Below are 11,950 nucleotides of genomic sequence, written 5' to 3'. Positions count from 1 at the left end.
ACCCCCTCACATTTGAACATATCAAACAAGGTACCCTAAAGGGACAAGTGAGTTTACATCTATCGAAATTCGGTAGTCATTATTCCTATTATGACAAATGTGCGATTGTGCTATCAAAAACAACCCTCAAAGCGCCTAAAACGTTCTAAGCGGATATTTTGGACACTTATTTAAGGGAGTACCACCATAACGCTTTGAAAGTTTGTGACACTTTCAGAGCGATTTACAGGGCAAAAATCCGTGAGTTCACTTGAGCTAAGAATGGCGCTATGACAGCCATTTCTCGTACTTTGTGAGTTTCGGGTCTCAGATTAGTTATATTTAGTCAAAACCCACCCGACTGAGAGCGTCGGCTTTTTGGCGAAACCAACAATGGGGCAAAGAAATGCTTTAAATTAATTGGTGTCATAGGCTATTGCACAGATTAAGGAACTTGTTGCTTTGGTAATTTAACTACAACTAGAATAGTTTAACTAAAGGTCAAACTCAGAATCATCTTTCAATTGACCATACTCAGCTTTCACGTCAGGCTCTTCAAACGCTTTGATTTTTAATGCTTCCAACTGACTGAGCTTCTTTAACGTCAAACTACCATCCCCATTATCGATCCATTCCATGTGATCTCCTTCATTCCAAGACAGGTTTTCTTGTAACTCATCGGGAATTAAAAAATAGTATTCACCATTTTCGTTCTGTTCAATTTTAACTCTCATATATTTACTCGTACCGAAATTGCAGGATTTTTTTCAGGTTTATCTCATTACAAGAATTTAGGCCATAATGACTTACTAAAATTACGATGAGCAGCAAATCTACACCGAAGTATAATGAGAAACTTAGCTTAGCAAAAACCCACTAAACAAAGAATATGTCTAGTGGATTTTGTATATGTTTTACTGCTTATCAGCAGGTGTGGATGCTAACTTCCAGCCCTATTCTTAGCTGCCTATTCGGCAGATCACAAACGAAAGATAATCTGTGGTGTGCATACTTATTTCTTAGCTGCCTATTCGGCAGGTCACCCTTGCCCTCTGTAATACGGAAAAGTAATATATTTCTTAGCTGCCTATTCGGCAGGTCACTATAAAACTTAGACATGACTCTATTTACTTTCAAGCAATTGCATATCATTAGTTAAAGAATACCTTTTATTTCACTGCATCAAATATCTTATTGTTTTTAATCCATTAAATTTTACAGCATTACAACATCGTATTTTTTAAATCTGGCACCGTCCCTTGCCATGCTTGATTTGTTGCTAGGCCGTATGAATTAAAATGATTTAACGTAATCTCATCACATTCTTGCTTTTGAATATGCAACACAATGTCTTGTTGAGTCGATTGACTAGAAAGTGCGATACGATGGAAGCTGCCAAAAACTCGTTCCTCATTCACTTTAGGGATAGCAATAAAATCCAACTTTCTTACCCTTAATTGGGCTCTTTTCATTCTTCTTTTTTTAGAACCCAAAAAGCTTTTACCAATAGCTTGATTACGAATGAATCGAACTTCTTTAGTTTCTTTATCTACTGGCAAAATAGCTGAAATTTGAAATAAACCTTCTTCTTTCATCATTGAAAAATAAGGCTGAAATGACAGACCGATGAGTAATTCTTTATCTTCTGCTACAAAAGCTATCGCACTACCCAATGATTCATCTGTCCAGAGTGGAAAGCTAACGCCGACTGCATTTTTACCTGTCGGGTTATTATTCATAAAACCGTGCATGGTTGAAATGCATCGGCCACATAACAGGCTCGCATCTGCATGCTTAGGAATGAATTTAATAACAAAGAAGTATCGCTGAGACATGTGGTTAATCCTTACTACTATTGAAAAGACCACCCTTAACCAAAACAGACATAATATAATGCACCTCATCCGGTATTGAATCAGACTGCTGTAGTACCTTTATCCAATGTTCCGCTTGGCTCACTAAATAATAGAAATCCTTATTTAAGCTAGAATGCCGTCTGGCAATAACGTATTCCCTATCAGCACCATATTCGTTCACTCGTAAGGGTTTATCGGCTTCGTCTTGCCACCAATCATCGATGGACTGAATGGCCGCACCAATTTTTTGCCCATGAAATGCTACCGTTTCATCACCATTTGGAAGATGGGTTATTGCCAGTTTTTTAGTTGGTTTACCTTTCTCTTTTTGATCAAGAAACTCTTGACTCGGATAGACTTCATCGCCCCAGCCAACACTCATCGAAGCTTTAATATCCATATAAAAGTAATCTTGATGGTCTGAAAGTGCTTTCGTGATATATATTGTTAAGCCCTTTAAAGCTTGTTGTGAAGGCTTATCCCAACGACCATACCAACTCAGCTTCAATGCATTCTCGATAACAAACGTGTCTTGTGCACTGTTCAAAACTTCAATTTTTACCGCTCGGCATTCTCGGTTTCGCCACAACCAAGTCCCTAATAAAATATTTTTTGCATATCGTTGTGCCAGTTCTTCATAACCACCGTTTTCATCATATATCGTAGCTAATTGCGTTAACGTGGCTCTCACTTCGGGATCTGAGCATATTTCGGGTTGTAACGAATTGGCTTTAATTCTCAATGAAAATGCACAATAAATTTCATTTACGGTCGGTGGTACGTAACATTCTTCAATATAGTGGATGTTACCTTGTGCTAATTCATGCGAAGCCACATTTTTCCGCTTCAACTCCCCTGTATACGCTTGAGAGTAATCCCCTTTAGAGCCCCTTAACTTTGTTCTATCTATGCTGATTGGTTGGATTTTTTCATGCTCATCAACAAAATAAAAACAGGCTTTACCTGAGCTTAAAGACCGAACGTAATTTAATTGTTTGCAAAGTTTCATAGCAGCCTAATTCTTGTCCTTTTGAATAAGAATAGTTGTCTCGTTATTTTCTTGCTTCCAAAATGCCTGCTTAAAAAAGTGATCTCGCCCACTAAAACGTACATCAATAGCATTCACACACTTAGCCACACTTATTGTGTTTTCTGCATACGCATGTACAGACGTCAGAGCATTTTTTCTTTCGATTGGCGGTTCTAGCAAATGAAATCCATTACTGATGGGTATTAACGACTCATCTTTAGAAAGAAAGATGTCCAACTCAGCAAAACTTGTAGGCTGATTAACTTCAGGAAATAACCACGTCCCAGAAGCAGGAAGTGACTTGATACGATAAAACAAGTCGCTTTGGCTAGAGTAAGAACTCAGCCATTTAATACCCGAATGTAGCTGAGGTTGGAATACAGTGCCTCCGGCGAGCTGGCTTGGAAGTGTCGTTTTTAGTTGCTTACCATAATCAGTAATTCTGCCAGTGCCTTTTACTTTAATGACAATATCCATAATTAGGTCGGAATACTTTGTGGCTAAAATCGTCGGCCTTTTTGCATTAGAAATCGTCCGTTTAGCTTCAAGAACACTAGGTTCCGTCAGCTTTGTCGTAGATTTAACGTTTTCCTCACGATAAAAAATAGCGAAACTTTGAAAATCAAATTCAGCTTCACCATCTAATAACTTATTGAGCTGCCGTTGGTAATGGTGCACAAAGCCCCAAATGGAAGTAAGAGATAAGGTGCCACACAAATATGGGCAACTCATTGCGTTGGCGTCTTCTACTCGTAAAGACTTCAAATATATAAACAGCTCTTGCTCACTTGAGTTTTCACTTTCTACTCGCGGCTTTTCAGGTTGGCTCAATTGATCTAAAACCCATTTTAGTTGGCGTTTCAAAGGTGCAAGCAATTTAGCGTGGTACGCGTATCGGCTCGAATAATAGTTACTCTGTAAGCTAAGGTGTAACTGTTGATTTAAAGGCTTAAGTAAATCGATAATTTTTGATTCATCACCATAGATAAATTGTTGTACCGCTGGATTACCAGATTCAATCGACATAACATCACACTCAGAATCAATATGATCTTTTACTTCAATCAATGGTAATAGCCATAATGCAATTTGTTTACGAGCAATCTGTAATTGATAATACCTTACATGACGTTGTTGCTTCACCGTTGTCAAAGGTTCCGCACCACAAAGATGGCTTAATACTTTACAAAACTTAGCATTGGTTAGCTGATAATCATCAAAAAAAACGCCTTTTTTGTTTTTGCTTGATACAAAGCTTTTACCGAATTCCGCCGTGATTCCTAATGGATAATTCAGCACTCTCATGTTGCCACCAACAGAAGCGCACAAATTACCAATACTTGGTGAGTTAGGAAAAGTGGCAGTAGTAAATTTTAAGGTAGAATGCGCGTCCCTCGCTAATCGCTCAAGTTCGGTTTGTATCGAGTGGCTGACAACAGGCGTGATCGATAAATAATCATTATTCCAAGGAAAGCGAAGTTGTTTACTAAAACGATCAACTTCACTTGGCAACTCATGCAGCTCTGGTAAATCTCGACTAATCACAGCTTTCAATTGCCTTAATGAAGAAGCGCTCAAACCTAATTGTTTTAAACACTTCAACCAGAGTGTTTCTTCATAGCGGATGAGATCCAATAAGCACCACATTTCCCCTTGCCAAATAAAGGGATTCAATAACCAAACCGTATGTTTATACACCGCTGAATTGTGTGACCAGCCAAATGATGATGTCACACTTGTACTGGAAATAAACGATGTTTCACAAGCTAAAGGAGAAGCAATTAAACGTTGCTCCTTTACTCTACAATCGGGAAATTTGAGATTATGAGTATGCAGCCATTTAATTTCATTACACACAATATCGATATGGTCTGAATTAAATAAATATTGCTTAGCTCTCACGTTATCTGACCAATTATTACATTCCGGTTTGGATAAGGATAAATTCAATAAAATGGTCAAAGCATTAAGTTCATTACCATCAACATCTATCAATTCAGAATATGGCATGAATGCTTTTTTCAATATGGCTTGGCGCTCTATATCATTCTCAATGGTGAGCAGATCTTTTAATTTCATTATCATTACCACTCTGGCAGATACATGGTTAAACCATCAGCCGAAGATCTCATTCTGGCCAGTTTTAGCTCTATAACACTGCGCAATGTAAAAACGGATTGCTGGCTTGCTATCTTACTGCTCATTTTTAGCCTCAAACCCGCTTTAATCTCGCCAAACTCATACAGCCTATAGATTTCCTCGACGGTACAAGAAAGTAGCGTAGAGGCCTCTAATGAGCTTAATAACACATCGCCAATATTAGGCTTTTTAGTTTTAGGGTTTCGAGTAACGAGATCCGTTAAATAACCTAAGACAGCCGATAAGACTTTATTGTGCGCTAATTGTCGGTTAGGCAAACGGCGGCAATCCTTTAATAACAAACCAAAAGCCTCATTAAAAAACGTTTGATTCCACGGTTTAACCCTAAGCAGATCTGCCTTTTCAACTTGATTATCTAAATCAGAGATTAAACCTTGTGGCCATTGCTGAGCATATTCAATAAAGCTATCCATGTTCATATCATCATGATCGCTATACCGGTTCACATACCACAGTAAAATTCCGTAGCGTTCAGATATTGAACATGAATAAGAGAATAGACCTTGTTGTTCTGCACAGTTTGAATTTGAGCTTTCTCCCATTAGCCATTGTGCAACTGTCAATTGAGCTACACTCGCCGGTTCTGTCTTCGCTCCAATGAAACCATAACCACATTCGCAATGATCAATTATTTCAGAATTTTGATAACCAATACTGCGTTTACACTCAGGGCACTGGTGCAATAATTTACAGTAGTGAACATGACAAGCTTGATAAGGCAAAAACTGCCAATGTTGGCGGATATAACTGGCCTCAGCTAAGCATTCAGGGCAGATTGGCGTAAAGTCTTTGCGCAGAAATGAAAATGGGTAATCAATGTTGTTACGATAAACGGCTTTGTAGTCTGGTGAAAATATGGCTTTTGAATGGGTTAACGCTGTTTTTAATACGCTAAAATTAGGAAGGTCCAGTTGCTTGGCAAGGTGCATTAACACCCTCACTCGCATTTGGCTGGTTGTTTGAGCGTGATACAAGTTCACTCGACTTAGTTCGAATGGAAATGCGCCCGCCATCGCCTCATGTTGTTCAAGCGTCTCGCGCCAAATGTCTTCTGCAAAATGTACAAAACGCTCGTAACCTTGATACCGGCTAAGCCGAAGTAAAAAGCTTTCGAGCGTTTCATCTGGGTAATGTATAAATTTGGATTCCATTGCCAGCCTAAAGCTTAGTTATTCTAAGTTTTAGTATTGACCAACTTTTCCATTTAACCACTCACTAATTTAAAAGTGTTAAGTCCGTCAAACTATTCCACTAAGTAGCCTAAATAAGATAATCGATTATTTTTTTCCTTTGCTGCAAAAGAAGGAACAATAAAATTCTGACTGTTACTTCTTAAATTTTTAACAATATCCAAAAGCAACTGTCGGATCCACTTTACGGGGAATACAATATCTAGCGTAGTTTGCTCATTTTTATAATGAACCAATCGTTGATACGGTTCTGTAAGAGAGCCAATTTTATACCTCGGAAGATGTTCGGACAGATCTTCATGTATAAGTTCACAGCGTACCGCATAAAGTAACTGGCTATATTTCAAAGAGCCGTGGAATTGCAGATCTTCATTCCCTTCAACCATTGCATTTACAAGAACCGAACATAGAGTACGGTCATCACTTCCAGATACAGAAACAACCGCGTCTTCATCAATACCTTCTAACAAATCAACACTATCGGTTCTTGCCCGCTCTTTAAACACAACAACTCGTTTAGTTGCTTCTGACCAGTTTGAATAACGTTCAATCAAAGCACAAAAAGATTTTTGATCCTGAATAAAACCTTCCTTCTTCACTATCTTCGTATCAGAAAACATTCGGCTGAGCGCTGATAGTTTTATTAAATACTGCTGAGCCAATACATGATCTGTAATATCAATCAAATCCATACTTAATATTTCTTTGTGTATAGAATCTAACACACATAAACATGCTTCTTGTTGACTCATATTGCTTGCTCCACAATCGCATCGGTTGAATTCAGTTCGGTTTGCTGGGCTTGATTGAGTTTGGTTTTATTAATATTTGTGGTCATAGACTTAACTCGTCAATCCTTTGTTGATAAGAATATAACTGATTTAAGTTTTAAAGCCGAAAATTAAATCTTTTCTATTTGACTCATACCATTCTTTTCAAAGCCGGAAACACTTAATGTTTTAGAAAGCGCATTAATTTTACCTATCAGATAAGCAGAATCGATATCAGCTTGAACAGACAAGCTTTGGAACAATTGCTTTTGTTTAGGAAACCGTATACTTAACGACTTGTATTCATCAACCTCGGCTAAAACTGTTGCTAATTCGGTTTTAGCTTGTTTTCTTTCATCTTGTAAAATTAGAAATGGCATCTTTTCTAGAGTTTTATAAAGGTTTTTTTTATTCTGCCTTATAAATCTCTTCTTCCTTTTCTGCATATAAGAAATAAGACAACCCTCTTTTTCCAAACTGCAAAGATGTCGATATGCATATTGATAAACCCTTTCTTGCTCTTGCATAGCAAACTCTTTGACTTGTCTTTGTAGAGAACTAACCAACTCAATAATTGAAAAATCCATCAACGCCTGCTCAATCAAAAAGTTATGAACAAATTCTTTTCCTTTCTTTTTTTCTTTCACTTCTACTTTTCCACCCTTAAAACTTAGGATTGCTAAGTATACAAAATTAAGTAAAACTTAGACAATCTAAGTTATCTATAGGACAAAAAAAGATGCCTCAGTGCAAAAAGACAACCCAATCCCAGCGAGGCTCAAAGATGCTCGTAAAAAAGCCAATATCACCCAAAAAGAACTGGGGGTGAGAATTGGCATGGAAGAAAGCTCGGCTAGTGGTCGAATGAATCACTACGAGAAAGGCCGTCACATCCCTGACATCAGCACTTTGCGCCGTATGGCTGAAGAATTGGATGTTCCGTTACATTACTTCTTTTGTGAGGATGATGTTAGTGCGGAACTAGTGTGTGCGGTTGATAAGCTAAGTAATGACGATAAGTTGGATCTAATCGATGCATTGAAGAAAAAAAGTAATGTTTAAACTTTTAATCCAGTTTTTGATAATAAAAGATTCAATGGTAAGGCATCTGTAAATCGGCGGCTAATAATCTTCTCTTCTTCCTTTATTGCAAAGGGGTTATATCTTGTTGGCTCAGCTAGCTCGGTGATTTTTATTGCTTCCGGATATTCGAATGGATTTTTTTCGATTCTAAATTGTGGGCATTTAAGGTTAAGTGTATGCTTTAATACCTCTACATCAACCGTTTCTTTTTTAAGCTCAAAACTCATTAACATCGCATCTTCTAAGAAATGTTTTAATGCTCGAAGTTCTCCTCTACAAATCGAAAATAGAGCTAGGGCTATTTCTCGCTTATGTAATTCAGGTGATACCTCAAATCCCATTCGTTCCGATAAACCTTTGAGCAAACGTACAAAATGCTCTCTGTTTTTACTCAGTTTAAAATACGTCAACTCTCGACGCCAAGTTAAACGAGAATTCCACTGTGGTTCATCTGCAAGTAAATTCGAATACGGCATTCCAACTAAAACAAAGGAAACGCCAGCTTCTTCACTAATATACTTAAACATATTTGCAATAGCCTGACGTTCTTTTGCCGATGAAAACTCTATAAGCTCTTGAACTTCGTTAACAATAATCAATTCGGTTTGTTTTCGTTTTAACTGTACAACAACAGATTCAGCTAAGGCTAAGTCATTCTTATTACGCATCCCCCGTCCGCTAGATTGAGTATTCAAATCCTTGAGCAATTGTAACATCGTGCTTTGTTCATTAACTTTCGGTGGTATCCGTGAGCTAAGAATAGGCTGATTAGAAAATGATGTATTTGAATGAGTTGGCTGTTTACGTAAGTAATGATTAATTAGCGCTGTTTTTCCACTTCCTGTTTCGCCGGTTAGCAAAAATGATTCTTGCTCCCCACCAAGAGACTTATTAAGACGCATACGGTCAAATATGCGGTATATTTCTGAAATTTCAGGGTGTTCAATAAAACAGGTTCGAAAATCTGATATCTGTCTTTTCTGAATGTCGGTAAGCATCAGTAACCCTCAATGTCGTCAAATTCATCATTCCAATTAACCGTTTCAATAATGATCTCCGGTTTTAACTTCATTGGTGTCTGGTTAGTCGCGCTGGTTGATACCGTCGTTGGGCCATCACTCCCTACATCATGGTATTTGGCTAATTTTGAAGTGCTACCTACCTTCATATTACTTGGCTTTTTATTTGAACTACGATTAATTTCAGATTGGATACGGTCTTCTATATATAGGCGTGATTCCGCTAAACTAATCTCATCAACACTAAAACGCGTATTCAGTTTACGAATTCGTTCAATCACTTTATGCTGAAAAAGACTTAATCCATTGGTATAACCAGTATTATCGACGACTGGAACTTTGATATAACGAGACTCATTTTCTAAATACACGTAAATGTAACTAAGATCCATTGGGTCTGTTTTAGTTTTGACGAATAACTTTCCAGATGTATCTAATGCATTATTTTTTCGGTATTCAATCAACTCTTCTGACTGATACCTCATGTTATACAAGCGAATACCGCCTAATGCGATGGTCCGATGATTTAACGGACCTAACTCTACTTTAAGTTGTTCTTTTTCATGTTCTTTATATTCTATTGGTCGGAATTTTGACTCATTCCAACGGTGGATCGGCACTCCATTTTCTCGCGCATCTGGGGACTGATGATAAATATCGATGATCCATTTATGTAAAAGCTCCAAAAATACACTGACTTGCACTACGGCATCTTTTTTCGGGTTGTAGCCTTTCAACTGTTCAATACGAGAAAACGTCTTTCCGGGAAATTTGGTAATTAACCCCTTATTCAATTGATCATATAACTTTTCTACACCCGATTTTTCCCATGGTTTACCAGCTTTTGTGTATAGAATATTTGAAACCAATGGCCGCAATGCATCTTCTAGATCGCCACTCCAAAATTCTGCACCATTATCAACGACAAGATTTTGTATCTTTCCATGGCATGGCCACTCATTGGTAATGCCAGGATACTTCTCTTTCACCCAGTCCTTTTCTAAAACAGCATTCAAAATAGCTTTACGCACGGAGTTATAACTAGGTTCACGAAAATTCACACTCAAACCAACGATGCACTTACTATATCTATCATAAAGGGTCGTAAGATATGGCCGTCCTAATGGAAACTCTTTCTCATCATCAATTAAAATCACATCCGCGGGAGAATGGTCAATTTCGACGTACTCCATTGGCATCGTTGCGGGTATAAACTGACCTACTGAGCGATATTTTCTATCTGCATAACGCTTACCAAACCTTTCTAAATCAACTTCATACGGCGGTAATGAATTAATACGGTTATAGAATGATCGTTGACTCAGTAATTCAATGCTGCCTGTTACTATTGATTTATTCGCTACAATCACTAACGATTTATAATATAAATAAGTATCAGCAACACTCACCCTTTCTTTTGTTAGATATTTTTCAGTGATCGCTTTATCAATATATTTTTGTGAATCATTATTTTTATCTCGTCGGCCTTTCGATGCATGCTTAGGTATTAATGCATAAATCGACTTTCCTGAGTCATAGTAAGCTTTTTTCCAATTAACGAGAGTTCGCCAGCTAGGAACGGGTAGCGGAAGGGTAGCTGATGCTTCAACAAGCAGGTTTGATAAGTTTTTTTGAGTCCATCCACCATTAAGGCGAGACTCAATAAATCGAATATAAGAAAGGCGCTTTTGGACTTCATCCTGAATAACTTGAGTATAAGAATCGATTGTTTTTTGGGGTTGGTATTCCTCTTTTCCCAAGAAATCCATCACTTCATTTTCAACAGATTTTAATTCTTCACTATGCTCAAATTCATCAAAAAAGCTATTAAGCTCACCGAAATCCATAACAGTTAACACCAGACATGTGTATCGAGCGATATATCAGCCGATTTTAAGTCTGTATTTAGCTTTCCCAGTGAAAGCCAAGTTAATGTGCCCGACAAGGTATCCACTTCTGAAATTCCTAATAGCCTTGAGATATCATGCAGTTGTATTTTCTGGCTTTTCTGAACAATTTTTAAAATCTCATATTGAATATCAGATACGGTTTGAAGACCAGAATAGCGGTGCAACAACTTCAAATTATTCAAAATGGGGTTTATCCGAATTTGTTTTTCGGTAATTAGAATGAGTTTTTTATTGAAGTGTTCAAGTGAGAATTGCTGTTTTACAGCAAAGCGACTTCTAAAGTCAGGGTTATGGATTTTAGAGGAATGTTTTACTTCAATGAACGTTTCAACTCCATCATGATTAACTATATTAAAATCAGGAGTATAGCGACATTGGCGATCATTGAAACCGTAATAAAAACCATTCGGTTGAGATGTGAATTTTTCTATATCAGGGGAGTATTCGAGATGAAAGCACATGTCTAATTCTAGTGTTGACATGGTACGAACGACAGCATCGTTCTTCAAACTCATAAATTTTGAGATGTTATGAACATGGGAGGATTTTTTTGTTTGGTCAAACATGCCGAAGCCCATTTTGTTGTAAACTTACAACTAAAAGTAGACTATGCAGACTTATCTTGCAAATATGCAAACTACTTTGCAATTTATGCAGACTTATGTTGCAAACATCAAATAGGTGGAAGCCCCAGCCACATCCCGGCACACACGTCATTCGCTGTGGCTGCTGCCTTCCGGCTCTGACCAAGTTCACGAACTAGTATTGCGGGAGGACCAGGGCCTCCATTGATTCTATTCTCTGTAAGATACAAATAATCTTGATGTCTTAAGAGTGCGAGGATTATGTAGTATCAACAGCTTCAATGCAAGCCCAAAACACCTTAGGCTAATTTGTTTGGACAACTTTTCATCAATTACTATCTTTCTGCTGATCTATGTTTCTTAGTCTTA

Annotated in this window: 11 protein-coding genes and 1 other RNA gene; 1 reads left to right on the top strand and 11 read right to left on the bottom strand. The window is 37.6% G+C overall.

Annotated features, from left to right (window positions below; all coding sequences use genetic code 11):
* Nucleotides 1-473: 473 nt before the first annotated feature.
* The 7 genes from FH976_RS14310 to FH976_RS14280 all read right to left on the bottom strand — a co-directional run bounded on the left by FH976_RS14310 (nt 474) and on the right by FH976_RS14280 (nt 7,632).
* Entirely contained in the window at nt 474-713 is a 240-nt protein-coding gene (locus tag FH976_RS14310; protein WP_194091499.1) for a hypothetical protein, read from the bottom strand.
* A gap of 489 nt (nt 714-1,202) precedes the next feature.
* Nucleotides 1,203-1,814 (bottom strand): type I-F CRISPR-associated endoribonuclease Cas6/Csy4, encoded by a 612-nt coding sequence (cas6f, locus tag FH976_RS14305; RefSeq protein ID WP_194091498.1) that lies wholly within the window; start codon nt 1,812-1,814, stop codon nt 1,203-1,205.
* Nucleotides 1,815-1,818: 4 nt separating this feature from the next.
* Nucleotides 1,819-2,844, bottom strand: coding sequence for a type I-F CRISPR-associated protein Csy3 (gene csy3 / locus FH976_RS14300; RefSeq protein ID WP_194091497.1), 1,026 nt, complete (start codon nt 2,842-2,844; stop codon nt 1,819-1,821).
* A 6-nt stretch (nt 2,845-2,850) separates the two neighbouring features.
* Nucleotides 2,851-4,947: a type I-F CRISPR-associated protein Csy2 gene (locus FH976_RS14295; protein ID WP_194091500.1), complete on the bottom strand. Its 2,097-nt coding sequence runs from the start codon at nt 4,945-4,947 to the stop codon at nt 2,851-2,853.
* 2 nt (nt 4,948-4,949) lie between these two features.
* Nucleotides 4,950-6,176 carry a TniQ family protein gene (locus tag FH976_RS14290; RefSeq protein ID WP_194091496.1) on the bottom strand — a complete coding sequence of 409 codons (1,227 nt, stop codon included), beginning with the start codon at nt 6,174-6,176 and terminating at the stop codon, nt 4,950-4,952.
* A 92-nt stretch (nt 6,177-6,268) separates the two neighbouring features.
* Nucleotides 6,269-6,967, bottom strand: coding sequence for a hypothetical protein (locus FH976_RS14285; RefSeq protein ID WP_194091495.1), 699 nt, complete (start codon nt 6,965-6,967; stop codon nt 6,269-6,271).
* 149 nt (nt 6,968-7,116) lie between these two features.
* The gene (locus FH976_RS14280; RefSeq protein WP_194091494.1) at nt 7,117-7,632 is read right to left on the bottom strand and encodes a hypothetical protein; all 516 of its coding nucleotides are present in this window, start codon (nt 7,630-7,632) and stop codon (nt 7,117-7,119) included.
* Nucleotides 7,633-7,732: 100 nt separating this feature from the next.
* On the opposite strand from FH976_RS14280, the gene FH976_RS14275 reads away from it, so the two are divergent.
* On the top strand, nt 7,733-8,047 hold the full coding sequence (locus FH976_RS14275) for a helix-turn-helix domain-containing protein (protein ID WP_194091493.1): 315 nt from the start codon (nt 7,733-7,735) through the stop codon (nt 8,045-8,047).
* Here FH976_RS14275 and FH976_RS14270 read toward each other — a convergent pair.
* The 4 genes from FH976_RS14270 to ffs form a co-directional block, all read right to left on the bottom strand.
* Nucleotides 8,044-9,066 (bottom strand): TniB family NTP-binding protein, encoded by a 1,023-nt coding sequence (locus FH976_RS14270; protein ID WP_194091492.1) that lies wholly within the window; start codon nt 9,064-9,066, stop codon nt 8,044-8,046. The genes FH976_RS14275 and FH976_RS14270 overlap by 4 nt on opposite strands.
* Nucleotides 9,066-10,934, bottom strand: a complete 1,869-nt coding sequence (locus tag FH976_RS14265) for a Mu transposase C-terminal domain-containing protein (protein WP_194091491.1) — start codon at nt 10,932-10,934, stop codon at nt 9,066-9,068. Before FH976_RS14265 ends, FH976_RS14270 begins: the two co-directional genes overlap by 1 nt.
* Nucleotides 10,935-10,939: 5 nt before the next feature.
* Complete coding sequence (locus FH976_RS14260) at nt 10,940-11,563, bottom strand: TnsA endonuclease N-terminal domain-containing protein (protein WP_194091490.1); 624 nt, start codon at nt 11,561-11,563, stop codon at nt 10,940-10,942.
* A 119-nt stretch (nt 11,564-11,682) separates the two neighbouring features.
* Nucleotides 11,683-11,779: signal recognition particle sRNA small type (gene ffs / locus FH976_RS14255), an RNA gene on the bottom strand.
* Nucleotides 11,780-11,950: the final 171 nt, after the last annotated feature.

This window comes from Vibrio hibernica, from assembly GCF_015223435.1.
In the GTDB taxonomy this organism is placed as follows: domain Bacteria; phylum Pseudomonadota; class Gammaproteobacteria; order Enterobacterales; family Vibrionaceae; genus Vibrio; species Vibrio hibernica.
Note: the sequence above shows the minus strand (reverse complement) of the source record. Positions and strands in the feature narration are given on the sequence as shown.